Annotated in this window: 24 protein-coding genes and 1 other annotated feature; all 24 genes read left to right on the top strand. The window is 38.6% G+C overall.

All coding sequences use genetic code 11. From position 1 onward, the window contains the following. Positions 1–7: 7 nt before the first annotated feature. The 24 genes from mraY to uraA all read left to right on the top strand — a co-directional run bounded on the left by mraY (position 8) and on the right by uraA (position 24,152). Positions 8–982, top strand: coding sequence for a phospho-N-acetylmuramoyl-pentapeptide-transferase (gene mraY, locus ACK3CR_RS20860; RefSeq protein WP_019391725.1), 975 nt, complete (start codon positions 8–10; stop codon positions 980–982). Continuing rightward, positions 983–2,329, top strand: coding sequence for a UDP-N-acetylmuramoyl-L-alanine--D-glutamate ligase (gene murD, locus ACK3CR_RS20855; protein WP_488976078.1), 1,347 nt, complete (start codon positions 983–985; stop codon positions 2,327–2,329). Positions 2,330–2,399: 70 nt separating this feature from the next. Further along, the gene (gene spoVE, locus ACK3CR_RS20850; protein ID WP_040056699.1) at positions 2,400–3,500 is read left to right on the top strand and encodes a stage V sporulation protein E; all 1,101 of its coding nucleotides are present in this window, start codon (positions 2,400–2,402) and stop codon (positions 3,498–3,500) included. 197 nt (positions 3,501–3,697) lie between these two features. After that, positions 3,698–4,789 carry an undecaprenyldiphospho-muramoylpentapeptide beta-N-acetylglucosaminyltransferase gene (gene murG / locus ACK3CR_RS20845; protein WP_488976077.1) on the top strand — a complete coding sequence of 364 codons (1,092 nt, stop codon included), beginning with the start codon at positions 3,698–3,700 and terminating at the stop codon, positions 4,787–4,789. A 99-nt stretch (positions 4,790–4,888) separates the two neighbouring features. Further along, on the top strand, positions 4,889–5,791 hold the full coding sequence (gene murB, locus ACK3CR_RS20840) for a UDP-N-acetylmuramate dehydrogenase (RefSeq protein ID WP_243518060.1): 903 nt from the start codon (positions 4,889–4,891) through the stop codon (positions 5,789–5,791). Positions 5,792–6,100: 309 nt separating this feature from the next. Then, a complete protein-coding gene (locus tag ACK3CR_RS20835; RefSeq protein ID WP_243518062.1) occupies positions 6,101–6,889 on the top strand; it encodes a cell division protein FtsQ/DivIB in 789 nt (262 codons plus the stop codon). 417 nt (positions 6,890–7,306) lie between these two features. Beyond that, positions 7,307–8,629 (top strand): cell division protein FtsA, encoded by a 1,323-nt coding sequence (gene ftsA, locus ACK3CR_RS20830; RefSeq protein ID WP_328122290.1) that lies wholly within the window; start codon positions 7,307–7,309, stop codon positions 8,627–8,629. A 36-nt stretch (positions 8,630–8,665) separates the two neighbouring features. After that, complete coding sequence (gene ftsZ / locus ACK3CR_RS20825; protein ID WP_268584431.1) at positions 8,666–9,838, top strand: cell division protein FtsZ; 1,173 nt, start codon at positions 8,666–8,668, stop codon at positions 9,836–9,838. Between the two features lie 185 nt (positions 9,839–10,023). Then, positions 10,024–10,935, top strand: a complete 912-nt coding sequence (gene spoIIGA, locus ACK3CR_RS20820; RefSeq protein WP_019391733.1) for a sigma-E processing peptidase SpoIIGA — start codon at positions 10,024–10,026, stop codon at positions 10,933–10,935. Positions 10,936–10,960: 25 nt separating this feature from the next. Next, a complete protein-coding gene (gene sigE / locus ACK3CR_RS20815; RefSeq protein ID WP_019391734.1) occupies positions 10,961–11,680 on the top strand; it encodes an RNA polymerase sporulation sigma factor SigE in 720 nt (239 codons plus the stop codon). Positions 11,681–11,825: 145 nt separating this feature from the next. Next, on the top strand, positions 11,826–12,647 hold the full coding sequence (sigG, locus tag ACK3CR_RS20810) for an RNA polymerase sporulation sigma factor SigG (protein ID WP_372450208.1): 822 nt from the start codon (positions 11,826–11,828) through the stop codon (positions 12,645–12,647). 111 nt (positions 12,648–12,758) lie between these two features. Then, entirely contained in the window at positions 12,759–13,016 is a 258-nt protein-coding gene (locus tag ACK3CR_RS20805) for a YlmC/YmxH family sporulation protein (RefSeq protein ID WP_243518072.1), read from the top strand. A 91-nt stretch (positions 13,017–13,107) separates the two neighbouring features. Beyond that, positions 13,108–13,938 carry a peptidoglycan editing factor PgeF gene (gene pgeF / locus ACK3CR_RS20800; protein WP_488976076.1) on the top strand — a complete coding sequence of 277 codons (831 nt, stop codon included), beginning with the start codon at positions 13,108–13,110 and terminating at the stop codon, positions 13,936–13,938. Then, on the top strand, positions 13,935–14,612 hold the full coding sequence (locus tag ACK3CR_RS20795) for a YggS family pyridoxal phosphate-dependent enzyme (protein ID WP_243518081.1): 678 nt from the start codon (positions 13,935–13,937) through the stop codon (positions 14,610–14,612). Before pgeF ends, ACK3CR_RS20795 begins: the two co-directional genes overlap by 4 nt. A gap of 17 nt (positions 14,613–14,629) precedes the next feature. Continuing rightward, positions 14,630–15,094: a cell division protein SepF gene (locus ACK3CR_RS20790; RefSeq protein WP_243518084.1), complete on the top strand. Its 465-nt coding sequence runs from the start codon at positions 14,630–14,632 to the stop codon at positions 15,092–15,094. 2 nt (positions 15,095–15,096) lie between these two features. Beyond that, entirely contained in the window at positions 15,097–15,357 is a 261-nt protein-coding gene (locus tag ACK3CR_RS20785) for a YggT family protein (RefSeq protein WP_124049923.1), read from the top strand. Between the two features lie 25 nt (positions 15,358–15,382). Next, a complete protein-coding gene (locus ACK3CR_RS20780) occupies positions 15,383–16,159 on the top strand; it encodes a YlmH family RNA-binding protein (RefSeq protein WP_243518087.1) in 777 nt (258 codons plus the stop codon). A 140-nt stretch (positions 16,160–16,299) separates the two neighbouring features. Then, entirely contained in the window at positions 16,300–16,809 is a 510-nt protein-coding gene (locus ACK3CR_RS20775; RefSeq protein WP_019391742.1) for a DivIVA domain-containing protein, read from the top strand. A 75-nt stretch (positions 16,810–16,884) separates the two neighbouring features. After that, positions 16,885–17,118, top strand: a binding site (T-box leader). A gap of 75 nt (positions 17,119–17,193) precedes the next feature. Further along, a complete protein-coding gene (ileS, locus tag ACK3CR_RS20770) occupies positions 17,194–19,962 on the top strand; it encodes an isoleucine--tRNA ligase (protein ID WP_243518089.1) in 2,769 nt (922 codons plus the stop codon). Between the two features lie 158 nt (positions 19,963–20,120). Further along, on the top strand, positions 20,121–20,375 hold the full coding sequence (locus ACK3CR_RS20765) for a TraR/DksA C4-type zinc finger protein (protein WP_040056691.1): 255 nt from the start codon (positions 20,121–20,123) through the stop codon (positions 20,373–20,375). A gap of 240 nt (positions 20,376–20,615) precedes the next feature. Then, the gene (gene lspA / locus ACK3CR_RS20760) at positions 20,616–21,074 is read left to right on the top strand and encodes a signal peptidase II (protein ID WP_124049430.1); all 459 of its coding nucleotides are present in this window, start codon (positions 20,616–20,618) and stop codon (positions 21,072–21,074) included. Positions 21,075–21,095: 21 nt separating this feature from the next. Continuing rightward, a complete protein-coding gene (locus ACK3CR_RS20755; RefSeq protein WP_410914110.1) occupies positions 21,096–21,986 on the top strand; it encodes an RluA family pseudouridine synthase in 891 nt (296 codons plus the stop codon). Positions 21,987–22,175: 189 nt separating this feature from the next. Next, entirely contained in the window at positions 22,176–22,718 is a 543-nt protein-coding gene (gene pyrR / locus ACK3CR_RS20750; protein WP_488976075.1) for a bifunctional pyr operon transcriptional regulator/uracil phosphoribosyltransferase PyrR, read from the top strand. A 129-nt stretch (positions 22,719–22,847) separates the two neighbouring features. Beyond that, entirely contained in the window at positions 22,848–24,152 is a 1,305-nt protein-coding gene (gene uraA, locus ACK3CR_RS20745) for a uracil permease (protein ID WP_488976073.1), read from the top strand. Positions 24,153–24,156: the final 4 nt, after the last annotated feature.

The raw sequence follows: 24,156 nt of genomic DNA, 5'->3' as shown, positions 1-24,156 counted from the left end.
AAATCACGTGTTTGAGCAATTGATATTAGTAACAATTTTGGTGGGGTTTTTAGTAACGGCGGTTTGTTCCCCTTTCTTCATTCCGTTTTTAAGACGTTTGAAGTTTGGCCAAAGCATTCGTGATGAGGGACCAAAATCACACCAGAAAAAAGCTGGAACGCCAACGATGGGCGGAATTATGATTTTACTTTCCATCGTGATCACAACACTTGTGATGACAAATATTTATCTAGAACCAACAGTTGAAACATTCTTACTTCTATTTGTAACAATTGGATTTGGTTTATTAGGCTTTTTAGATGACTTTATTAAAGTGGTTCTAAAGCGTAACTTAGGATTAACGTCAAAGCAGAAACTGCTTGGACAAATTGTTATTTCCGTTATTTTTTACATCGTAGCGCGTTCAGCTAATCTATCAACAGCGGTTAATATTCCAGGTACAGATGTAGAAATCGAGCTTGGTATCTTTTATGTTATCTTTCTAATTATTTGGCTTGTTGGATTTTCAAATGCCGTAAACTTAACAGACGGGCTTGACGGTCTTGTATCTGGAACAGGAGCGATTGCATTTGGAGCTTTTGCTGTGCTTGCTTGGTATGCAGGGCAGTTTAACGTAGCTATTTTCTCTGTAGCTGTTGTTGGAGCTTTACTTGGCTTCTTAGTTTTTAACGCTTATCCAGCAAAAGTGTTTATGGGAGATACAGGTTCACTAGCGCTTGGAGGAGCTATTGCTACAATTGCCATTTTAATTAACGCTGAAATTCTGCTCATTATTATCGGAGGCGTATTTGTTATTGAGACGCTATCTGTTATTATTCAAGTTATTTCATTTAAAACAACAGGACGACGCATCTTTAAAATGAGTCCGCTTCATCACCACTATGAGCTTAGCGGGTGGAGCGAATGGCGCGTTGTTATGACGTTCTGGACAGTTGGTTTACTATTTGCGATTTTAGGCATTTATATTGAGGTGTGGATTTAAGTGAAAACAATCAAAACATATGAAAATCAAAATGTGGTTATTTTAGGATTAGCCAAAAGTGGGCTAGCCGCTTCTAAACTTCTACATAGACTTGGAGCTAATGTAACGGTAACAGACCGTACAGAACCAGAAGAAGAAGTAAAAAGAGAACTAGAAAAAGAGGGGATCTCTTCTGTATTTGGAGAGCACCCTCTATCCCTTTTAGATAATGCTTATATGGTTGTGAAAAATCCTGGAATTCCATATCGCATTCCTTTTCTCCAAGAAGCTTTAAAAAGAGAGATTCCTGTTATTACAGAAGTTGAGTTAAGCTATGAGCTGTCGGAAGCTCCAATTATCGGAATTACGGGAAGCAATGGGAAAACAACGACAACAACTCTCATCTATGAGATTTTAGCAGCAGCCCAAAAAGAACCCCTTATTGCAGGCAACATTGGAACGGTTTCTTGTGAAGTTGGAGCTAAAGCAGAAAAAGACCAAGTTATTGTTACAGAGCTGTCATCTTTTCAGCTTATGGGAATACGAGAATACAAACCTAAGATAGCTGTATTATTAAACATTTTTGATGCTCATTTAGACTATCATTCTTCAAAAGAGGAATATGTTGAAGCGAAGTTTAATTTATTTAGCCATCAAGATGAAGAAGATTATGCAGTTATCAATGCTGATGACCCTGTCATTTCTGCTAATCTCGGGAGTATCAAATCAAAAGTTGTACCTTTTTCACGTCATAAAGAGCTGAAAGAGGGAGCTTATTTATCAGGAAATAAACTGATGTTCCAAGAAGAGAAAATTATTAGCTGGGATGATGTTTTATTAAAAGGAGAGCACAATATTGAAAATGTTTTAGCAGCGATTGCTACATGCAAGCTTTACGGAGCAAGCACAGCAGCGATTGTTAGTGTTTTGAAAACATTTACAGGTGTTAAACATCGAATGCAGTACGTCACAAATATTGATGGCCGAGCGTTTTATAATGATTCAAAAGCAACGAATATTTTAGCAACAAAGGCAGCACTTTCTGGTTTTAAAGAGAACGTCATTTTATTAGCTGGCGGTCTTGATCGTGGAAATGGATTTGAAGATTTAGAAGATGCGCTCTCATGTGTAAAAACGCTTGTGACATTTGGAGAAACAGCACCAAAGCTTGAAGAGACTGCAAAAAATGTGGGAATACAAACAATCAAACGTGTCAATAATGTAGAGAAGGCTGTTGCAGCAGCATATAAACTGTCAGAAGAAGGAGACGTTATTCTTTTATCACCTGCATGCGCAAGTTGGGATCAGTTTAAAACTTTTGAAGAGCGCGGTGACATGTTTATTAATTGCGTGCATAAGCTAAAATAGGAGCTTGTCTCAAAAACTGTTCACACCTTAGGAAGAAGCTCTGAATTCTTGTAGTCAGAGGTGTGCTACATTGTCAACTAAAAAAACAACGCCAGATTTCATTTTAATTGTATTAACTCTTTCATTGCTTACAATTGGACTCATTATGGTGTACAGTGCAAGTGCTGTATGGGCTTCGTACAAGTTTGATGATTCGTTCTTTTTTGCTAAGAGACAGCTATTGTTTGCAGGGCTTGGGGTATGTGCCATGTTTGTTATTATGAACATTGATTACTGGACATGGCGGAAATGGTCAAAATCCCTTATTATCATTTGCTTTGTGCTTCTTGTACTTGTTCTCGTTCCTGGAGTAGGGATGACGCGAAACGGCTCTACAAGCTGGATTGGCGTTGGAGCTTTTTCCATTCAGCCTTCAGAGTTCATGAAGCTTGCAATGATTGCGTTTCTTTCCAAATATCTAGCAGATAATCAAAAGAAGATCACTTCTTTTAAGAAAGGACTAATGCCTTCTCTTGGGCTTGTCTTTCTAGCATTTGGCATCATTATGCTTCAGCCTGACTTAGGTACTGGAACAGTAATGGTTGGAACATGTATTGTGATGATTTTTGTAGCAGGAGCCCGAATTAGTCATTTCGCTTATTTAGGACTTGTTGGGGTAGCAGGCTTTGTTGCTCTTGTTGCCTCTGCACCGTATCGTATCAAGCGAATTACGTCTTTCCTTGATCCTTGGGAAGATCCGCTAGGAAGTGGATTTCAGGTTATCCAATCACTCTATGCTATCGGTCCAGGCGGCTTGCTTGGGATGGGACTTGGTCAAAGTCGACAAAAGTTCTTTTACTTGCCAGAACCTCAAACAGATTTCATTTTTGCTATCTTAGCAGAAGAGCTTGGTTTCATTGGCGGCTCGATTGTGCTCATCCTGTTTGCTCTCCTTCTATGGAGAGGAGTAAGGATAGCGCTTGGAGCTCCTGACTTGTACGGTAGTTTTCTAGCTATTGGGGTTATTTCAATGGTTGCTATACAAGTAATGATTAATATTGGAGTTGTAACAAATTTAATCCCTGTCACGGGGATTACGCTACCGTTTTTAAGCTATGGAGGATCTTCCTTAACACTTATGCTAGCAGCTGTTGGAGTGCTGCTAAACGTTAGTCGACATTCTCGTTACTAAAAAAGAACTGCTACAATTGTAGCAGTTCTTTTTTTCTATCTCTTATTATTTTTGATAAAATAGTTAGGAATGTCTCTGTAATAGAAATTTCATGCAATAATAGAAGAGAAAATGTTTAAAAAACGTAAATTTCATATCATCTATGTAATATAATTTTATGGTATGATTTAAAAAGTTGTGCAGATGAGGTGAAAGATATGAAAGTAATCGTAAGTGGAGGCGGAACGGGTGGTCATATTTACCCGGCTTTAGCCCTTATTAGAGAAATTCAAAAACAAGAAACTAATACAGAAGTCTTATATATAGGCTCAGAAAAAGGACTTGAAAGCGATATTGTGAAAAGAGCAGGTATTCCTTTTCGAGCAATTGAAATTTCAGGGTTTAAGAGAAAGCTATCTTTTGATAACGTAAAAACAGTAGCCCGCTTTTTAAAGGGTGTATCTAAAAGTAAAAAGTATATTAAAGAATTTAAACCAGATGTTGTAATTGGAACAGGAGGATACGTGTGTGGCCCTGTTGTTTACGCTGCTTCAAAGCTTGGGGTTCCAACCGTTATTCATGAACAAAACAGCGTTCCAGGTTTAACAAATAAGTTTTTAAGCAAATATGTAGATAAAGTGGCTGTATGCTTTGAACAGGCAGAAGCTTTTTTCCCTAGTGAAAAAGTGGTTATGACAGGAAATCCCCGTGCTTCTGAAGTACTTAATCAGGACGGAGTAAAAGGAAAAAAAGATGTTGGTCTTAGCTTAACTAAGAAAAGTGTACTTATTGTGGGAGGAAGCCGAGGAGCTCGCCCAATTAATGATGCACTGTTAAGCGTTATAAAGGAAGCGGGTCAAAAACCGTACGAATTTTTATATGTGACAGGTGATGTGCACTATGAGCGAGTTGTGAAGCAGCTTGAAGAAGCGGGAGCGCAAGGAAATGTTATTGTTAAGCCTTTCTTACATAACATGCCAGAAGTCCTTTCTGGTGTTGATTTGATTGTAGCGAGAGCAGGAGCAACAACTCTTTCAGAAATTACCGCGTTAGGGCTTCCGAGCATTTTAGTCCCAAGTCCGTATGTAACAAATAACCATCAGGAAAAAAATGCACGTGCACTAAGCGACAATGATGCAGCAACGCTTTGCTTAGAAGCTGATTTAACAGGCGAACGCTTGCTTGAGTCCATTGATGAAATTTTACTTAATGAGCAAAAGCTGAAAGATATGAGAGCTGCATCGAAAAAGTTAGGTATGCCAAATGCAGCAACCGTTCTTTATGAGCTTTTGAAGAACTTGACAAAATAACTTTTGTCACCTTTAATAAAATGGTCAAAATCACTATTAGGTCAATACCCACATATAATAAAGTGGACGTATATAGCTAGATAAACGTAGGAGGATTCTATGGAACGGTTAGTGCAAGAACTAAAAGAAAATAATGTAGGAAAAGTGCTTCAGCATGAGCCTCTCGCACATCATACAACGCTTAAAATTGGCGGCCCTGCGGAGCTCTTTATTGAGCCAAATAGCGTTCAAGGTCTTGAGAAAGCAATGACTCTTATTAAGAAACATAACATTCCATGGCGAGCAATTGGTCGCGGCTCTAACTTGCTTGTGTCTGATGAAGGAATTAAAGGAGCAGTTATTAAGCTTGGTCGAGATATTAGCGATCTTACAGTTGAGGGAACAAAGGTAAAAGTTGGAGGAGGATACTCCATTGTTGCACTTGCAACACAGCTAAGCCGTAAAGGGCTTACAGGGCTCGAGTTTGCTGCGGGAATTCCAGGCTCTGTGGGCGGCGCTGTCTACATGAATGCAGGAGCCCACGGTTCTGATATGTCCAAGATACTGGAAAAAGCGCTTGTTTTATTTGAAGATGGAACAATTGAATGGTTAACAAATGATGAACTTCAGTTTTCATATCGCCACTCTATTCTTCAAAACGAACGTCCTGGTATTTGTATCGAGGCTGTATTATCTCTTGAAGAAGGAAATCGCGAGGCAATTGTTGAAAAAATTCAAAAGAACAAAGACTATCGTAAAGAAACGCAGCCATGGAATTTTCCCTGTGCAGGAAGTATTTTCCGAAATCCGCTTCCCAACTATGCAGGAGAGCTCATTGAAAAGAATGGCTTAAAAGGATATGAGATCGGTGGAGCAAAAGTAAGTGACCTTCATGCGAACTTTATTGTGAATACAGGAAGTGCAACAGCACAGGATGTTGTTGATCTTATCAAGTATATTCAAAAGACAATAAAAGAAAAAGAAGGCATTGAAATGCACACAGAAGTTGAAATTGTGAGCTAAATCATTTACCGTAACAAAAGGAACAAAGACATAAGAAAAGCTGTTTGAAAGTATGAAAGAAAGGGAAAGTGAGTAATTGGCTTTCCCTTATATCGCAAATTAGAGGGATGCAACTTTTTAATTCTTTTGATCACTTGAAGAAAGTGGTCTTTTTCCTTGCTCTAATAAAGGAACAAAACACAATCCTTTCTTACACGTACGAAGAATCGATTGCGAGAATATCGTTTTTAGGCGTGCTGTATGTGCTATAATGTTAGTAATATGTACAGGCTCTTGCTTGTATGACTAAGCTATATAGGGTGAATGAACATGGATAAACGCAAAGTAGTAAATTTGGAAGATCGTTTACCTAAGCTAAAGGAACAAAGAAAATCAAGAGCTAATCGGAGACTTATTATATACATGTCCGTTTTTTTTATCCTGATCTTGTTTATTCTTTACACACAATCGTCGCTTAGTAACGTGGCTAAGATTAACGTCGAAGGAAACGAGTACACATCCAAAAAAGAAATTATTAAAGCGAGCGATTTATCAACACATACGAGCTTTTTTAGCGTTAATTCAGATGATGTTAGCAAAAAAATTAAAGAAAATACGCAAATTAAGAGTGCTTCTATTGAGAAGGCTTTTCCTAACAAAATCAATATTCATGTGAAAGAGTATGATCGTGTTGCTTACGTAGCTGATGACGGGAAATTCATTCCTATCTTAGAAAACGGAGAGATCTTAAAATCTAATCAAGGGGAAGATACCCATGGGGATGCACCGCTCTTAGTAGGTTGGAATAATGGCGAACGTTTGGAAGAAATGATCAAAGAACTGATTAAGATTCCAGACAGCATTGCGCATTCAATTTCAGAAATTGAGTATACTCCAACAGATGTAAACAAAATGTTTATCACGCTTTATATGAATGACGGTTTTGAAGTAACGGCAAATATTGAAGATTTATCAAAGAAAATTTTAGCTTATCCACAAATCGTTAGTGAGTTAGGACCAGAAGCCGCAGGAGTCATTGATTTTGAAGTATATGACGGACTTTACGACCCATACTTTAAAGACGATAAAAAAGAAGATGAAGCAGAAGAAGCTCAGTAGGAAAAGTGAAACCTTTTAAAGGGAGTATCGTTCTATAATTAGCTCGTTATAACTACTGTTTCTAAAGGGACAAAATAAGTGAAGAGAGCTGGGAAAATGAGGTAGATTTATTTTTCGGTGTTTTTTACTCTTTCTTTGTTTTATAATACCCAATTGGGCGTAAGTTACACTTTTCTAGCCGTTCATATTAGTGTAGACTAATATTTAATAGGTTTACGAATCTTTTACATTCACTTAATAGTAAATTCTTGTTATGATCTAACTCTATTAAAAATAACGGTTATTTAAACAAAAAAGATAAAAAAATTCAATTCACAAAAGGGAAAAAGAGCTATATGTTGAATAGTTTCATATGATAAATATAATTGTTGTTCTCCTAAAAAAGTAGGATTGAAGTGTTAAGGGAGGTGCCAGAGAATGAACAGCAATGAGATTTTCGTAAGTCTTGACATCGGTACATCCAGTGTGAAAGTAATCATCGGTGAAATGAGTGATGATTCACTAAATATCATTGGTGTTGGAAACGTGGAATCTAGTGGACTTAAAAAAGGGTCGATTGTTGATATAGATGAAACCGTTCATTCGATAAAGAAGGCTGTCCAACAAGCAGAGCGTATGGTAGGTATGGAGATTCATCGCGTTGTTGTTGGCGTTAGCGGAAACCATGTAAGATTACAAGATTGTCACGGAGTTGTAGCTGTTTCAAGCGAGAATCGGGAAATTATGAATAGCGATATTGCACGTGTTATTGATGCAGCGCAAGTTATGTCTATTCCTCCTGACCGTGAAATTATCGATGTTATTCCAAGACAGTTCATTGTAGACGGACTAGAAGGGATTACAGATCCTAGAGGAATGCTAGGTGTCCGTCTTGAGATGGAAGGCACGATTATTACGGGATCGAAGACCGTGTTACATAACTTTTTACGCTGTGTAGAGAGAGCTGGACTTGAGATTACGGATATTTGCTTGCAACCACTAGCAGCAGGTTCAATTGCTCTTTCTCGGGATGAAAAAAATCTTGGTGTCGCAATGATTGATATGGGAGGCGGTTCAACAACCGTTTCTGTTTTCAGCAAAGGGCACTTACAAGCTACAGGAATTATTCCAATCGGTGGGGAACATCTCACAAAAGACCTTTCAATTGGTCTTAGAACTTCAACAGAAGATGCAGAAAAAATTAAGCTTGCTCACGGCCATGGATTTTATGATCATGCATCAGAAGAAGAAGTATTTAGTGTACCAATCATTGGAAGCGATCAACATCAGCAGTTCAACCAACTAGAAATCGCTGACATTATCGAAGCGAGACTAGAGGAAATCTTTGATATGGTTGTTCAAGAAGTAAACAATTTAGGATTCAAAGATGTTCCAGGAGGATATGTACTAACAGGTGGTGTCGCTTCTATGCCAGGAGTTCTTGAACTGGCAGAAGTGGTACTTGAAAACAATGTAAGACTTGCAATGCCTGATTACATTGGAGTAAGAGAACCACATTTTACAACAGGTGTTGGCCTAATAAAGTTCGCCTATAAAAATGCAAAAATTCAAGGACGGGATATTAGTACACCTATTCAAGAAGAGATGGTTGAGGAAGAAATAATGGCTCCTCAACAGCCAAAACCAAAACCAAACGCAAAAATAAACTCAAACTCAAACGCAAATTCAAAGCAGAAGCCGAAAAATGAAAAGAACTTATCAAATCGGATGAAACGATTTTTCGGATATTTCTTTGATTAAAAGCAACGTAATTTCTAGAATTAGGAGGAACTTAAGATGTTGGAATTTGATACTAATGTGGATCAATTAGCAACAATAAAGGTTATCGGTGTAGGTGGCGGCGGTAACAACGCTGTAAACCGCATGATTGAACACGGTGTACAAGGTGTAGAATTTATTGCTGTTAACACGGATTCTCAAGCCTTAAATCTATCAAAAGCAGAAGTGAAAATGCAAATTGGTGCAAAGTTAACGAGAGGATTAGGAGCTGGGGCTAATCCTGAAGTTGGTAAAAAAGCAGCGGAAGAAAGCAAAGAGCAAATTCAAGAAGCGTTAAGAGGCGCTGACATGGTATTTGTTACAGCTGGTATGGGCGGTGGAACAGGAACAGGTGCTGCTCCTGTTATCGCTCAAATCGCAAAAGAAGAAGGTGCTTTAACAGTTGGTGTTGTAACACGTCCATTTACGTTTGAAGGAAAAAAACGTGCAACACAAGCTGCAGGCGGTATTCAATCAATGAAAGAAGCGGTAGATACGCTAATTGTTATTCCAAATGACCGTCTTCTTGAAATCGTTGATAAAAACACGCCAATGCTTGAAGCATTCCGTGAAGCAGATAACGTACTTCGTCAAGGTGTACAAGGTATCTCGGATTTAATCGCTGTTCCTGGTCTTATCAACTTAGACTTTGCAGACGTAAAAACAATTATGTCTAACAGAGGATCTGCTTTAATGGGTATTGGAATTGCAACAGGAGAAAATCGTGCAGCGGAAGCAGCGAAAAAAGCGATTTCAAGTCCGCTTCTTGAAACATCTATTGATGGAGCGCAAGGGGTTCTTATGAACATTACAGGTGGAACAAACTTAAGCCTTTATGAAGTCCAAGAATCTGCTGATATTGTTGCTTCTGCATCAGATCAAGAAGTAAACATGATCTTCGGATCAGTTATCAATGAAAATTTAAAAGATGAGATTGTTGTTACAGTTATTGCAACAGGGTTTGATGATTCAAATCTTACAAAAGCAGCACAGCAATCACGTCCACCACTATCTCAAAAATATGAGCGTGAACAGCCAAAGCGTGAGCCTTTAAAACGCGAGCCTGCGCCAAAGCGTGAAGAACAGCCAACTTCTCAACAGGAGTACAGCCGTCCTTCTTCACAGCCATCTCAATCTGATGATGCGCTAGATATTCCGACATTCTTACGAAACCGTAATCGTCGTCGTTAAGCATAATATAAAAAAATCCCGAGAGGAAATCCTCTCGGGATTTTTTTATTTAAGAAGAAAACAAAATGAGCAAAAAAACGTCAAAATTACTTCTTTCTCTCATCATGAACTGACAGACTTTGGTGGGACAGTGTTTTATACTAATTCATAACAAAAGAAGAATAAGAGGGAGGAGTGGAACAGAGTTGGCCATTTATCTTGATTTAATATGGCTACTAAACTTTCTATTTGACGCGCTACTTCTGCTGCTTTGTGCGGTTCTTTTAAAGAGGTCTTTTAAATGGTGGAGACTGCTTCTTGGAGCTTTTATTGGATCATTGATTGTCATTCTTTTATTTACAGATGCAGCTCCTTTTGTAGAACACTATGGAGGAAAACTCACTTTTTCGGTTGTAATGGTCCTTGTGGCTTTTGGTTTTGTTCGCCTCCGCTACTTGATTGAGAGTTTATTAACATTCTATTTTGCTACTTTTACAGTTGGAGGAGGACTGATGGGTCTTCACTTTATGTTCTCAGACACGCTTATTTTCCAAGCTGCTGCAGCTCCTCACTCAGCAAGCTTTGGAGATCCTGTAAGTTGGGTTTTTATTGTTCTCACATTTCCTGTTCTTTTTTATTTTTCTAAAAAGAGAGTGGAAGGATTGCAAACGAGAAAAGTGCTTTATGATGAATTGATTCCAGTGACAATTCATATTAATGGACAAAGAGTAGAGGCAAAAGGGCTGATTGACAGCGGAAACCAGCTTACAGAGCCGTTGACAAAAACGCCTGTTATGATTGCTGTAAAAGAGCTAATGAGTGAAATCGTACCTTCAAAGCTTCTTGAGTTAACATCAAGTCTTGATGAAGATCATCTTTATGATGAACTACCTGTAGAATGGACAAACCGTATTCGCTTTGTTCCATACAGAAGTGTTGGCAGTTCGAGTCAGCTGTTGTTAGCTTTGAAGCCTGACTTCGTAACATTTCAATATCAAGATGAAGAAATGAAAGTAAAACGAGTTCTCGTTGGCATAAGTCCTGTCGAACTTTCACCTGAAAAAGCGTACGAATGTATTGTTCATCCAAAAATGATTGTTGTATCAAACGTTTCTTAATTTGAGAGAAGAAAGGGGCAGAAAAATGGCTACATATAAAATTCGCTTGCGATTATGGTGGTACAAACTCTTAATTAAGCTTGGTTTAAAAACGGATGAAGTATACTATATTGGAGGAAGCGAAGCACTACCGCCTCCGCTTTCTAAGGAAGAAGAAGCTGTTTTGCTTACAAAGCTTCCGAATGGAGATGAAGCAGCCCGTTCGATTCTTATTGAACGTAATTTGCGGCTTGTTGTGTATATCGCTCGTAAATTTGAAAACACGGGGATAAATATTGAAGACTTAATAAGCATTGGGACAATTGGCCTTATTAAAGCAGTTAACACATTTAATCCGGAAAAGAAAATTAAGCTTGCCACATATGCTTCGCGCTGTATTGAAAACGAGATCCTTATGTATTTACGACGCAATAATAAGCTTCGTTCAGAAGTATCGTTTGATGAACCGTTAAATATTGATTGGGACGGTAATGAGCTTCTTCTCTCTGATATTTTAGGAACAGAAGACGATATTATTACAAAGGATTTGGAAGCAACAGTTGATCGGAAACTGCTTTTAAAAGCTCTTCATCAATTAACAGATCGAGAGAAACAAATTATGGAACTTCGCTTTGGTTTAAGAGGAGATGAAGAGAAAACCCAAAAAGATGTTGCTGATATGCTGGGAATTTCACAGTCTTATATTTCAAGACTTGAGAAGCGAATAATTAAAAGATTGCAAAAAGAATTTAATAAAATGGTGTAGCGAGAAGGAATTAAGCCTTCTCGCTTTTCTTTTAATATTTCGAAATTTAGAAATAAAAACAGTGAAACGTATATATAATGCCCTTTTGCTCTTTGTTCTCATTTTTCGTGGCATCCCTACGTGCATATTTTTTCCTTTCAAGGAGATACTGAATTTTGAACATCATCTCCTGATAGGAGGGTCACCATTGGCAAGAAACAAAGTAGAAATATGCGGCGTTGATACTGCAAAACTACCTGTACTAAAAAATGAAGAAATGCGCAAGCTTTTTAAAAGCATGCAAAGCGGTGATACTAGCGCTAGAGAAACGCTCGTAAACGGAAATTTGCGTCTTGTGCTAAGCGTCATTCAACGGTTTAATAATCGTGGTGAATATGTCGACGATTTGTTTCAAGTTGGATGCATCGGTCTCATGAAATCTATTGATAATTTTGATCTTAGCCAAAACGTTAAGTTTTCCACATATGCCGTACCGATGATTATCGGGGAGATTCGTCGCTACTTGCGCGATAACAATCCGATACGGGTTTCAAGATCACTGCGTGATATTGCGTATAAAGCGTTGCAAGTGAGAGAGAAAATCATTGGTGAAACTTCTAAAGAACCAACAGCAGAAGAAATTGCAAAAGTGCTCGATGTTTCACACGAAGAAATTGTTTTTGCCCTTGACGCGATTCAAGATCCTGTCTCGCTATTTGAGCCAATTTATAACGATGGGGGCGACCCAATCTATGTAATGGATCAACTTAGTGATGACCGTAATAAAGATACAAGCTGGATTGAAGAAATTGCCCTTAAAGAAGGAATGAGAAGATTAAACGAGCGTGAAAAATTGATTTTGCGCAAGCGGTTTTTTCAAGGGAAAACTCAAATGGAAGTTGCTGAGGAAATTGGGATCTCACAAGCTCAAGTTTCAAGGCTCGAAAAAGCAGCTATTAAACAAATGAACAAAAATATTCAGAACTAAGTGCAAAAAAGCGGTTAAGACTAGTCTTAACCGCTTTTTTTATCGGATTAACTTCTGTTTTTACAACGCGTCCCATATATATAGTAAAAAGTGTATAAAGGGGAGAAAGAGATGATTCGAATCTCAGAATTTCAGGCAAAAGACGTTGTGAACGTATCAGATGGGAAGCGGTTAGGGAACATTGGGGATGTGGATATTGACGTTTCAACAGGAAAAATCTATTCGATTATTATTCAAGGTTCAAATCGAATGTTAAGTATGTTTACAAAAGAAGAGGAAATTGTTATTCCATGGCGAAGTATAGTAAAAATTGGCTCAGATGTTATTTTAGTTCGCTATAAAAAAGCCTCTGAATTTCCTAGTGAATAGAGCACACTTTTTAGTCAACAGATGATAACAAACTGTGTTACAATGAGAAAAAGCTATGCTTATAATAAGGGGAAGTGTGGATTGATAATAAATGGAACCGTTTGTAAAAAGTAAGAAAGAAACCCTTTTATCGTTAGAGCCGTGGGAAAGTAAGTATGCCAACTTAACGGCTGGATTTACAACAAAAAAGGGTGGAGTAAGTTCTCCCCCTTATGAGAGCTTAAATCTTGGTCTACATGTGAATGATAGTGCAAAAGACGTTGTTGAAAATCGTCATATTGTAGCAGAACAATTGTCATTTCCACTCGAAAGCTGGGTATGTGCAGAACAAGTTCATGGCACAAATATTCAGAAAGTAACGATGAATGATAAAGGTAAAGGAACACAAAGCTACAGTGATGGCATCGCAAAATGTGATGGTATTTATACAACAGATCCATCAGTTTTACTTTCGCTTTGTTTCGCAGACTGTGTGCCGCTATATTTTATAGCTCCGAATTATCACTGTATTGGTCTTGCTCATGCAGGATGGCGTGGCACAGTTGGAAACATTGCAGGAGAGATGATTTCCGCTTTTAAAAGTGAAGGAATACGAGAGAGTGAGACTTTTGTTACTATCGGACCATCAATTGGCGAATGTTGCTATATTGTAAATGATGAAGTTATTGATTTAGTAAAAACGGTGCTAGATGATAGGTCAGGAAGTGCGTATAATGAAGTTGAAAAAGGTCAGTATACACTGAACTTGCAAAAAGTGAACAAGCATCTGCTTTTACAAGCAGGAATTGCAGAAGAAAATATTCTTCTTTCCTCACGCTGTACAAGCTGTGAAAGTGAAACATTTTTTTCACATCGCCGTAATGAAGGAAAAACAGGAAGAATGTTTAGTTTTATTGGATATAAGGAGAGTGTCAACCTGTGAACGTTGCACAAAATGCCGCACATATACATAGCAAAATAAAGGCAGCGTGTGAGCGCGCTAATCGTAACATTGACGAAGTAAAACTCGTTGCTGTGACAAAGTATGTTTCAAAAGAAACAGCTCAAAAAGCGTTAGACGCTGGCGTGGTTCATTTAGGAGAAAACCGCAATGAAGGATTTCTGGACAAATATGAGACGCTTGGTGAAGAAGCTGTCTGGCACTTTATTGGTTCTCTGCAGACGCGTAAAGTGAGAGATGTTATTAATAAAATCGATTATCTTCACTCTTTGGATCGTTTGTCTCTTGCGAAAGAAATAGAAAAACGAGCGGAACACCCTGTAAAATGTTTTATTCAAGTCAATGTATCAAATGAGGAAACAAAGCACGGTTTAAAAAAAGAAGAGGTTATTCCATTCGTGCAAAAGCTGTCAGACTTTCAAAATATTGAAGTGATAGGCCTCATGACAATGGCTCCGCACATTGAAGATCAAGAGAAGCTAAGACACTACTTTTATGAACTTCGACTGTTAAAAGAAAAAATTACAGCTCTAAATCTTCCATCCGCACCTTGCACAGAGCTATCAATGGGCATGAGCAATGACTATGAGATAGCTGTTGAAGAAGGCGCAACTTTTGTTCGTATCGGAACCTCGCTTGTTGGAAAAGAATTTTAAGAAGGAGAGGTAGAACAATGGGAATGAAAAGTAAGTTCAAAAACTTTTTTGCTCTTGAAGAAGATGAATATGTAGAGGAAGAATATGAGCAAAGAAGATATGAAGAGGAACCAAGGGAGCAAGAGCCAAGAGAGATGAAACAGCAAACGCAAACTCAAAACCAAAATCAAAATGTTATCAGTCTTCAAAGCGTACAAAAATCTTCAAAAGTGGTGCTTTTTGAGCCAAGAATGTATGCAGAAGCACAGGATATTACAGATCATTTAAAAAATCGAAAAGCAGTTGTAGTAAACTTGCAGCGCATTTCCCGCGATCAAGGCGTGCGCATTGTAGACTTTTTAAGTGGAACAGTTTATGCATTAGGCGGAGATATTCAAAAAGTAGGAACGAATATTTTCCTATGTACACCAGACAACGTTGACGTTACAGGAGCAATTAGTGACGTAGGTGAAGAACAAGTAACCAATAATAAGAGGTGGTAGCTCTGTTAATATTAAATATTTTAGATAATGTGATTCAAATCTACACATGGGCTTTAATCATTTATGTATTAATGTCATGGGTTCCTAATTTGAGAGAAAATGCCATTGGTCAGTTTTTAGGGCGCATTTGTGAGCCATATTTAGAAGTGTTTAGACGCATCATTCCACCGCTTGGAATGATTGATATTTCACCAATTGTAGCGTTTTTCGTTCTAAATTTAGCTCGCATTGGATTGCACCAAGTGTTTATGATGTTTTTATAAATTTTAAAGCAAGCAGAGTGGTATAATGACAGAACTTTATCAGCATTTCAGAAAAGAAGAGCACGAGTTCGTTGACGCTGTGTTAGAGTGGCAAGGGCAAGTATTAAATCAATATAGCCCAAAGCTCACAGACTTTTTAGATCCCCGTGAACAGGATATTGTGCATACACTTATCGGAAGTGAAGGGGACGTAAAAGTTTCTTTTTTTGGTGGCTATGAAGGGGCAGAAAGAAAGCGTGCTCTTTTATTTCCAAGCTATTATGAGCCAAGTGAAGAAGACTATGAGCTTGAACTTTTTGAAGTCAAGTACGCGTCAAAGTTTGTTACACTAGAGCATCGGCACGTACTTGGCACTCTAATGTCTGTTGGCCTTAGACGTTCAAAGTATGGAGATATTATTGCTGGAGAAGAGCGGATTCAGTTTATTGTAGCTCGGGAGATGTCTTCCTTTGTGAAAATGAACATTTCAAAAATGGGAAAAACGTCTGTATCGTTACAAACCAAACCGCTAAACAGTGTAATGGACAATAAAGAAGAATTAGAACTGAAAGAAACGACAGTTTCATCACTTCGCCTTGATGCGGTTCTTTCGTCCATCCACAACATATCTCGGCAAAAAGTTCAAACTCTTATTAATGGTGGACATGCTAAAGTGAACTGGAAAACACTTGAACAACCTTCTTTTGAATGTAATGAAGGAGATACTCTTTCTTTAAAAGGGCATGGACGAGCTCGTGTTGTTAGCATTAACGGAAAGACAAAGAAAGAAAAATGGCGAATAACGGTTGGTAAACTAAAATAATTGTTAAATAAGGCAGGAATGTGATGTAAAATGTTGAATATGACAATGTGTAGTTTAGATAGCCTTATTTGGTAACAGCGAAAACGCTGTAGTGAAATATACAAATTTAACTATGAACTTAATTGATGGAGGTGGCTCTTGTGCCTTTAACACCTTTAGATATTCACAATAAAGAATTCAACAGAGGATTTCGTGGATATGATGAAGACGAAGTAAACGAATTTTTAGATCAAATTATTAAAGACTATGAGCAAGTTATTCGAGAGAAAAAAGAAATTGAAGAACGAGTTCATGAACTAACAGAAAAGCTTGGTCATTTTACAAACATTGAAGAAACGCTAAACAAATCAATTTTAATTGCGCAGGAAACAGCAGAAGACGTTAAACGCAATGCTCAAAAAGAAGGAAAGCTTATCATTAAAGAAGCAGAGAAAAATGCGGATCGTATTATTAATGAGTCTCTAGCTAAATCTCGCAAAATTATGCTTGATATTGAAGAGCTGAAAAAACAATCAAAAGTATATCGTACAAGATTCCGTATGCTTATTGAAGCACAGCTTGAGATGCTGGATAATGATGACTGGGATCATATGATGGATTACCAAATGGTTGCAGCTGGTGAGGATGTTGACGGAGAGAAAGGCGAATAACGCCCTTTCTTATGAAGAAATCTTGACATCTCAAGGAGAATTATCATATAATACTCAATAAAATGCTCGATTACCCTACAGACGAAGAAAGGGACAGTAATTTCTTTTCAATTATGATCAAGCGAGTCAGGGATGGTGCAAGCCTGATATCAAAAAAGAAATGAACATCACCCTGGAGTTCCATGTTGAACTTATAGTAAACAATGGCGTTTCATTCGCGTTAAGAATGTGAAAGAGGATGAGCTGACTTTTTTCTATCGTCAACGAATCAATTAGGGTGGTACCGCGGGAAACCTTCTCGCCCCTTCATGGGGATGAGTTGGTTTCTTTTTTTATGCCGTAACGAGCGTTTATAGGAAATGACTAGAAGGTGGAGGTAAGGAAATGGAATATAAACAAACGCTTTTAATGCCGAAAACAGAGTTTCCAATGCGTGGTAATCTTCCAAAACGCGAGCCGGAAATGCAGAAGAAATGGGAAGAAATGAGTATTTACGAAAAAGTACAGGAACGTACAAAAGGTCGTCCGTTCTTCGTTTTACATGATGGACCTCCATATGCAAACGGAGATATTCATATGGGGCATGCGTTAAATAAAGTATTAAAAGACTTTATTGTACGCTATAAATCAATGGCGGGTTTCCACGCTCCATACGTACCTGGTTGGGATACGCACGGTTTACCAATTGAGACAGCTCTAACGAAAAAAGGTGTAAATCGTAAAGAGATGAGCATTGCTGAGTTCCGCAAGCTTTGTGAAGAATATGCTTGGCAGCAAATCGATGGACAGCGTGAACAATTTAAAGCACTTGGGGTTCGCGGTGATTGGGAAAATCCATATGTAACGCTTGAGCCGCAGTATGAAGCACAGCAAATTCGTGTTTTCGGTGAAATGGCGAAAAAAGGCTACATTTATAAAGGTCTTAAGCCTGTATACTGGTCTCCTTCAAGTGAATCAGCACTAGCGGAAGCAGAAATCGAATATCAAGACAAACGTTCCCCATCTATCTATGTCGCTTTTGATGTAAAAGACGGAAAAGGCGTTCTAACAGATGAGAAGTTTGTCATCTGGACAACAACTCCTTGGACAATGCCAGCTAACCTTGGAATTTCAGTTCACCCAGCGCTTGAGTACAGCATTGTTGAAGCAAATGGTAGCAAATATGTTATTGCTTCAGACCTTGTTGAATCGTTTACAAAAGAAGTAGAGTGGGATGAGTACAAAGTTGTGCGCACTCTAAAAGGAACAGAGCTTGAAAACATCACTGCTGCACATCCACTATATGGCCGTGATTCCCTCATCATGCTAGGTGAGCACGTGACAACTGATGCTGGTACTGGATGCGTTCATACAGCACCAGGACACGGGGAAGATGACTTTATCGTAAGTCAAAAATACGGACTTGAAGTACTATGCCCTGTTGATGCAAAAGGGGTTATGACAGAAGAAGCAGGCGAGTTTGCTGGATTATTCTATGATAAAGCGAACAAACCAATCGTTGATAAACTTGAAGAAGTTGGAGCACTCGTAAAATTATCGTTCATTACCCACTCATATCCGCATGACTGGCGTACGAAGAAACCAACAATCTTTAGAGCAACGGCACAATGGTTTGCATCAATTAAAGACTTCCGCAGCGAATTACTAGATGCAATTAAAGAAACAGAATGGACGCCAAAATGGGGAGAAACCCGTCTTCATAACATGGTGCGTGACCGTGGTGACTGGTGTATTTCTCGTCAGCGTGCATGGGGTGTTCCAATTCCTGTGTTCTACGCAGAAAACGGTGACTCTATTATTACCGATGAAACAATTGAACACGTATCAAACTTATTTAGAGAACATGGTTCAAATGTATGGTTTGAACGTACAGCAAAAGAACTTCTGCCAGAAGGATTTACACACCCAGGAAGCCCGAACGGTGAATTTACAAAAGAACAAGATATCATGGACGTTTGGTTTGACTCAGGTTCATCACATCAAGCTGTTCTTGAAGAAAGAGAAGACCTTGTGCGCCCAGCAGACCTTTACTTAGAAGGTTCTGACCAGTATCGCGGTTGGTTCAACTCATCTCTTTCAACAGCTGTTGCTGTAACAGGAAAAGCTCCATATAAAGGCGTATTAAGCCACGGATTTGCTCTAGATGGTCAAGGACGTAAAATGAGTAAATCAATCGGAAACGTTGTTGTTCCTGCAAAAGTCATGAAGCAGCTTGGAGCAGATATTCTCCGCCTATGGGTTGCATCTGTTGACTATCAAGCAGACGTACGCGTTTCAGATGAGATTCTAAAACAAGTTGCTGAAGTATATCGTAAAATCCGCAATACGTTCCGCTTCCTTTTAGGAAACTTAGCAGACTTTAATCCAAGTGAACATCGCGTTGAGATGGAAAACTTGCGTGAAGTTGATCGCTACATGATGGCGAAATTAAATGAGCTCATCAAAAACGTAAAAGCAGGCTACGATAACTATGAATTTGCTTCTGTTTACCAAGCTGTTCATAACTTCTGCACAATTGATATGAGCTCATTCTACCTAGATTTTGCAAAAGATATTCTTTATATTGAAGAAGAAAGCAGCCATAATCGTCGTGCAATTCAAACCGTTCTGTATGATTCTCTTGTTGCTCTAACAAAACTTGTATCTCCAATTTTAGCTCATACAGCTGACGAAGTGTGGGCACATATCCCAGCTGTGGAAGAAGAAAGCGTACAGCTAACAGATATGCCAGAAGAGTTTGTTGTACAAGGTGCAGAGGAGCTTTTAACAAAATGGAGCAGTTTCTTAACGCTTCGTGATGATGTGTTAAAAGCACTTGAAGTAGCTCGTAATGAAAAAGTGATTGGTAAATCATTAACAGCTAAAGTAACACTATATCCAAGCGAAACAACAAAAGAGCTTCTTTCTTCTATTAAAGAAGACTTGAAACAAATTTTCATCGTTTCAGATCTTGAGATTGCTGGAAATAAAGACGAAGCTCCTGAAAATGCAGCTCGTTTTGATGAAGTAGCGATCACAGTAGAAAAAGCCGAAGGTGAAACATGCGAACGCTGCTGGACAGTGACAAAAGAAGTTGGAGAAAACAAAAATCATCCAACACTTTGCACACGCTGCGCAAGCATTGTAGACAATATGGAAATTAAAGAAGCATAATGATAAAAAACCTCCGTTTCTATGCGGAGGTTTTTTTATGGATAAAAGGCTTTTTTTACTGTCTTTAAGGAAAAAGTTGTGTTGCACATTTTACGTCCCAACCGGTCACACTATAACTACTCTTAACAACAACTTTAACAGCAGGGATGGGGGATAGCATGTATGAGAGCATTAGACATGAATTACTTGTAATGCGTGATGAGCTTAGGCAGAGTTTATACCGAAATACCGCTAGTACGAACCCACAAGTTAGACAGTATATCCAAGATGATTTAGATGATGTTGAACGAGCGCTTTTAAAGTTGGAAATTGGTGTTTTTGGTGTTGATGAGAGCACAGGAGCACAAATTCCTTATCATAAGCTTTCAGCTCTGCCAACGGCCCGCACAGAGGAAGAAATTATATATCATTAAAATGGCGATAAAAGAGTTAGAAGTAGCACTTAAGCTTCTAACTTTTTTTAATGGGTTAAAAAAGGTCACTTTTAAATTTGAATTTCAAATAGAGGCCAACTTGTGCTAAAATTCATAATGGTAATAAATTCGTCAAAATACTGGCAGAGAAAAGCCTTTTCCTTTTTCCCTATCGTTTGAAGTAGGGTTCTTCTTATTTTTAGGAAGGGTGAAAAGGTAACTAGAGAAGGAGGAGCGGCTGTGTGGTACTATTTGATTGCTCTATTTGTTATTGCGCTTGATCAATTAACAAAATGGATTGTCGTTCAAAAAATGGAGTATGGAGAAAGCATTACGGTAATTGAAAATTTCTTTTACATTACATCCCATCGCAACAGAGGAGCAGCATGGGGAATACTAGAAGGGAAGATGTGGTTTTTTTACCTCATCACGATTATCGTGATTGGAGCAATCATTGTTTATATACAAAAACTAGGCAAAAAAGAAGCGCGTCTTAAAGTAGCACTTGCTTTTATGCTTGGAGGAGCTATTGGAAACTTTATCGACCGTCTCGTACGTAAAGAAGTTGTCGATTTTATTGATACATACATTTTTTCTTACAACTATCCAATCTTCAACATTGCAGATTCTGCACTTGTGATAGGGGTTATTCTTGTATGTGTGTTTACTTTATTTGATGGAAAGAAGGAGTCAAAATAAATGGAAGTTATTACGTTAAGTATGGAAGAAAGTCAAGCAGGACAAAGGCTTGATAAAGTACTTTCTTCTGCTATTGAAGGATCAAGAACGCAAATTCAGCAGTGGATTAAAGATGGAAACGTCAAAGTAAATGAAAGCAAAGCTAAAGGAAACTACAAAGTAAAAGTAAATGATACGATTGTTATTGAAATTCCAGAGCCAGAGCCTCTTGATGTTGTTCCAGAAGAAATGGATTTAGATATTTATTATGAAGATGAAGACGTGCTTGTTGTAAATAAACCGCGTGGCATGGTTGTACATCCTGCGCCTGGTCATGTATCAGGAACGCTTGTAAATGGGCTTATGGCTCATTGTAAAGACCTTTCAGGTATTAATGGCGTTATGCGCCCAGGTATCGTTCATCGCATTGATAAAGATACGTCAGGCCTTTTAATGGTTGCTAAAAATGATTTAGCACACGAGTCATTAGTAAGTCAGCTTGTTGCTAAAACGGTAACAAGACGATATAAAGCAATTGTTCATGGAGAAATTGCTCATGAAAACGGCACAATTGATGCACCAATTGGGCGTGATAAGAAAGATCGTCAAAGCATGACAGTTACAAATGAAAACAGCCGTGATGCTGTTACACATTTCAAAGTGCTCGAAAGATTTAAAGATTTTACTTTTGTAGAATGTCAGCTTGAAACAGGTCGTACACATCAAATTCGTGTTCATATGAAATATATTGGCTTCCCACTTGCTGGAGATCCAAAATACGGACCAAAAAAGACGCTTGATATTGATGGACAAGCGTTACATGCGGGCATTTTAGGATTTGATCATCCACGTACAGGAGAATACAAAGAGTTTGAAGCACCGCTTCCTAAAGAGTTCAGCGACTTACTTGATTTATTAGCAAAAAGAAGTTGACAAACTCTTATATTGGTGACATAATCTTAAGTAGTTAAATAAGACCCTTTAACATCAGTCCTGTGAGGCTGAGAAGGAAACGGACCGCAGATGCAGCAGGCGTCTGCAAGCTTACTATACCCGGCATCCTCTCAGTCACGGACAAAGAGGATGCTTTTTTTATGGAATGAAGAAGTGAGGTGAACGCAGGTGGGAATTAAAGCAAACGTACTAGATGAGCAAGCAATCAGAAGAGCTTTGACACGTATTGCTCATGAAATTATTGAAAGAAATAAAGGCATTCAAGAATGCGTTCTTGTTGGCATTAAAACACGAGGCATTTACCTTGCAAATAGGCTTGCTGAACGAATTGAACAAATCGAAGGAAAGCCGATTCCAGTAGGAGAGCTTGATATTACTCTTTACCGTGATGATTTATCAAAAGCAACAGAAACAAATGAACCGCTTGTAAAAGGTTCTGACATCCCTGTAGAAGTGTCAAACAAGACTGTTGTTGTTGTAGATGATGTCCTTTATACAGGTCGAACAGTGCGAGCTGCAATGGATGCACTTGTGGATATTGGTCGACCATCTCAAATTCAACTTGCTGTGCTCGCTGATCGAGGCCATAGAGAGCTTCCGATCCGCGCTGACTATGTTGGGAAGAACATTCCAACATCTAAGAATGAAAAAGTAACGGTCAAGCTGAAAGAAGTAGACGAACTTGATGAAGTAACAATTATGGAAAAATAATAAACGTAAAAAACCTCCTTTTAAACGGAGTCCTGTGAGGCTCATAAAGGTGGTGTGATAGGATACGTCTATCATCGCCTCTTTATGCCCTCCGGTGTAAAGAGGTTTTTTATTTAAGGAGAGAAAAAGATGGAAAAACAAACGATTGGTGTACAGGAAAAACCACCTTTAAGCAAATGGTTGCCCCTCAGCTTACAGCATTTGTTCGCGATGTTTGGAGCAACGGTACTTGTACCATTCCTTGTTGGGCTAAGCCCTTCAATAGCGCTGATCTCAAGCGGAATTGGAACACTGACATTTTTGCTTATCACAAAAGGGCAAATTCCCGCATATCTTGGTTCATCGTTTGCCTTTATCGCGCCTCTCATTGCGGCTCAAGCAAGCGACGGGATTCAAGGAGCGATGTTTGGGACATTTTTAGCTGGTGTAATTTATGCTATTGTTGCTCTTCTTATTAAAAAAACAGGCGTAAATTGGATTATGAAGCTTTTACCACCTGTGGTTGTAGGCCCAGTAATTATGGTAATCGGCCTTAGCTTAGCTGGCTCAGCAGTGAACATGGCAATGAATGATAGCGATGGAAACTACAACGGCAAGTTTTTACTTGTAGCCCTTGTCACATTGGGAGTGACAGTCATTGCTTCAACTTACTTTAAAGGCTTTCTAGGCTTAATCCCGGTTCTTATCGGTCTTGCTGCTGGCTATATCTTCGCTTTAACACAAGGTTTGGTTGATTTCAAACAAGTACAAGAAGCAAGTTGGATTGCGATGCCAGACTTTTCTATCCCGTTTCTATCTTATACACCTTCATTTTCTTGGAATGTGGCTCTTATCATGATTCCGATTGCGATTGTGACGCTGTCAGAACATATTGGTCACTTGTTTGTACTGAACAAAGTAGTTGAAAAAGACTTTATCAAAAAGCCGGGTCTTCATCGCTCAATCTTAGGAGATGGAGTGGCAACAATGATTGCTGGGTTAATTGGTGGACCTCCAAGCACAACATATGGAGAAAACATCGGCGTGCTGGCGATTACAAGAGTGTTTAGCGTGTTCGTTATCGGAGGAGCAGCTGTGATTGCAATCTTGTTCGGATTCGTTGGAAAGGTTTCAGCTCTTATCTCAAGCATTCCATCACCAGTAATGGGAGGCGTATCAATTTTACTCTTTGGAATTATCGCTTCATCCGGATTGCAAATGATGATTGATAAGAAAGTCGATTTAAGCGATAAGCGTAACCTTGTGATTTCATCTATTATCCTTGTAATCGGAGTTGGAGGTACAACGCTTAAAATTACACATCAGCTTGAGCTTGATGGGATGACGCTTGCGGCGATTATCGGAGTTGTTTTAAACCTTGTACTACCAAAAGAGAAAAAAAAGCAAGAAGCACAAAGAGCAGAAGTTATTGAAATTGAAAAAAATATTGTATAAAGTT

This window comes from Priestia sp. TRM10 (assembly GCF_057808375.1).
The sequence above is the reverse complement of the archived record's forward strand: the minus strand, read 5'-3'. Positions and strand labels throughout refer to the sequence as shown.

What these genes read in the sequence shown, in the direction of transcription:
- murG (WP_488976077.1), top strand. Translation starts at nt 3,698, where the DNA reads ATGAAAGTAATCGTAAGTGGAGGCGGAACGGGTGGTCATATTTACCCG.
- murB (WP_243518060.1), top strand. Translation starts at nt 4,889, where the DNA reads ATGGAACGGTTAGTGCAAGAACTAAAAGAAAATAATGTAGGAAAAGTG.
- ACK3CR_RS20835 (WP_243518062.1), top strand. Translation starts at nt 6,101, where the DNA reads ATGGATAAACGCAAAGTAGTAAATTTGGAAGATCGTTTACCTAAGCTA.
- ftsA (WP_328122290.1), top strand. Translation starts at nt 7,307, where the DNA reads ATGAACAGCAATGAGATTTTCGTAAGTCTTGACATCGGTACATCCAGT.
- ftsZ (WP_268584431.1), top strand. Translation starts at nt 8,666, where the DNA reads ATGTTGGAATTTGATACTAATGTGGATCAATTAGCAACAATAAAGGTT.
- sigE (WP_019391734.1), top strand. Translation starts at nt 10,961, where the DNA reads ATGGCTACATATAAAATTCGCTTGCGATTATGGTGGTACAAACTCTTA.
- ACK3CR_RS20805 (WP_243518072.1), top strand. Translation starts at nt 12,759, where the DNA reads ATGATTCGAATCTCAGAATTTCAGGCAAAAGACGTTGTGAACGTATCA.
- pgeF (WP_488976076.1), top strand. Translation starts at nt 13,108, where the DNA reads ATGGAACCGTTTGTAAAAAGTAAGAAAGAAACCCTTTTATCGTTAGAG.
- ACK3CR_RS20790 (WP_243518084.1), top strand. Translation starts at nt 14,630, where the DNA reads ATGGGAATGAAAAGTAAGTTCAAAAACTTTTTTGCTCTTGAAGAAGAT.
- ACK3CR_RS20780 (WP_243518087.1), top strand. Translation starts at nt 15,383, where the DNA reads ATGACAGAACTTTATCAGCATTTCAGAAAAGAAGAGCACGAGTTCGTT.
- ileS (WP_243518089.1), top strand. Translation starts at nt 17,194, where the DNA reads ATGGAATATAAACAAACGCTTTTAATGCCGAAAACAGAGTTTCCAATG.
- ACK3CR_RS20765 (WP_040056691.1), top strand. Translation starts at nt 20,121, where the DNA reads ATGTATGAGAGCATTAGACATGAATTACTTGTAATGCGTGATGAGCTT.
- ACK3CR_RS20755 (WP_410914110.1), top strand. Translation starts at nt 21,096, where the DNA reads ATGGAAGAAAGTCAAGCAGGACAAAGGCTTGATAAAGTACTTTCTTCT.
- uraA (WP_488976073.1), top strand. Translation starts at nt 22,848, where the DNA reads ATGGAAAAACAAACGATTGGTGTACAGGAAAAACCACCTTTAAGCAAA.